The sequence below is a fragment of the Paenibacillus sp. EKM301P genome (genome assembly GCF_011800295.1).
GTDB classification, from domain to species: Bacteria; Bacillota; Bacilli; order Paenibacillales; family Paenibacillaceae; genus Paenibacillus; species Paenibacillus polymyxa.
This window is the reverse complement of record NZ_JAALFM010000038.1, coordinates 1-1,794: the sequence shown is the minus strand read 5'-3', so window position 1 is coordinate 1,794 and position 1,794 is coordinate 1. Positions and strand designations below refer to the sequence as shown.

Below are 1,794 nucleotides of genomic sequence, written 5' to 3'. Positions count from 1 at the left end.
CGAGCCGAAGCGTTCCTGCAAGGTCCGGTAATCCGCCACGCTGCAGCTGTCCGAGCTCGTGATCAACAGCTCCATCCCGCTCATATCCAGTTGATGCTCGTGCACGTACTCCAGGAACGGCACGATCAGCGCCGGCGTCGATTCGAAGATCGTCACTTGCTGCTGGCTGATCCAGTAGTGCAGACGAGACGGATCGATCCGGTCGTCCTTCGGCACAATCACCATCGTGCCTCCGTTGTACAGCGTCCGCGCGATATCTCCCACGAACACGTCAAACGAGAAGCTTGCGAGCTGCAGCAGCCGCACCGGGAACTGATTCAACCGGTATTCCCGCCGGTAGCCCGCCGCCGTGTTCACCAGGCTGCGGTGCTCGATCATCACGCCCTTTGGCTTGCCCGTCGTTCCCGACGTGTAGATCACGTACGCCAGGTCCTCCGGACGGCATTCGTGCAAGTGATCATCCGCTTCCAGCGGCGCATTCGCCCGCTCCTCGCTGTACGACGCTTCGTCGTCCAGGTACAGCACCGCCGCCAGCGCCAGCTCCTCTTCGTCGAGCCAGGCTTCGGCGCGCTCTCGCAGCAGCGTTTGCGTCAGCAGCACCTTCGCTCCGCTGTCTTCGAGCATAAACCGCACGCGCTCCGCCGGGTAATCCGGGTCGAGCGGCACATACGCCCCGCCCGCTTTCCAGACGGCCAGCACGGCCACCAGCAAGTCCACCGAACGCTCGGCGAGAATGCCGACGATCGTCTCCCGGCCGATGCCGCTTGTGCGCAGCGTGGCCGCCAAGCGGTTCGCCCGCTCGTTCAGCTCCGCATACGTCAGCCGGTCGTTCTCGTACACGACGGCCGCCGCTTCCGGCGTGCGCTTCGCCTGTTCCTCAAACAGCTGGTGGAACGCCGCCGCAGGAGCCGCTTCCGGCTGCGCCGGGTTAAACGCGCCGAGAATTTGATCTTTTTCCGACGGTGTCAAAATGCCCAGCTCGGCAATCGTCGCCGACGGGTTACGGAGAATGGATTCAAGCAGCTGCAAGTAGTGAGCGGCCAATTTCTCCACCGTTTCGGTCTTATAAAGAGCAGTGGCGTATTCAAACAGATATTCCAAGCCTTCCTCGATCTCCGTGACGTCCAAGCTGAGATCGAATTTAGAAACAATTTCTTCGCTGGCATACGTCGACAAATGGAGTCCGGGAAGCTGGATTTCCAAATTCTCTGTATTCTGCAAAGCAAACATCGTATCGAACAGCGGATTGCGGCTTAAATCGCGAGCCACATTCACCTTATCCACCAGTTCCTCAAACGGATAATTCTGATGTTCAAAAGCGCCCAGCGTCGTCTCCTTGATTTCCTTCAAGTAGTCAAGGAACGTTTTACCGGCAGCCGGATAACTGCGGATGGCCAGGGTATTGACGAACATCCCGATCAGCGGCTGAACGTCGCTGTGATTTCTTCCTGCAATCGGCGTACCGACCACCACGTCTTCTTGCCCTGTATACTTATGCAATAATATTGTATAACCAGCAAGCAGAACCATGTAAAGCGTTGCGCCGTTCTCGGCTGCAAGCCGTTTCAGACCCTCACTTTTCTCGCTATCCATAAACAATTGTAGCGTGCGGCCCTCGTAGCTCTGCATAGCCGGGCGCGGATAGTCCGTCGGCAATTCCAAAACCGGCAGTTCTCCGCGGAACATGTCGAGCCAGTAGGCTTCCTGCTTGGCAAGCTGAGCTTTCTGCTCGTCCGATTGCTGCCATACCGCATAATCTTTGTACTGAATGCGGAGCGGCTCCAACTGCTCCCC

The 1,794-nt window shown here is 58.1% G+C and carries 1 protein-coding gene; it reads right to left on the bottom strand.

The genetic code is table 11. The features are described from left to right. Positions 1–1,794 (bottom strand): non-ribosomal peptide synthetase (locus HFD99_RS24695; RefSeq protein ID WP_167441040.1); only part of this gene is annotated, 1,794 nt, incomplete at both ends.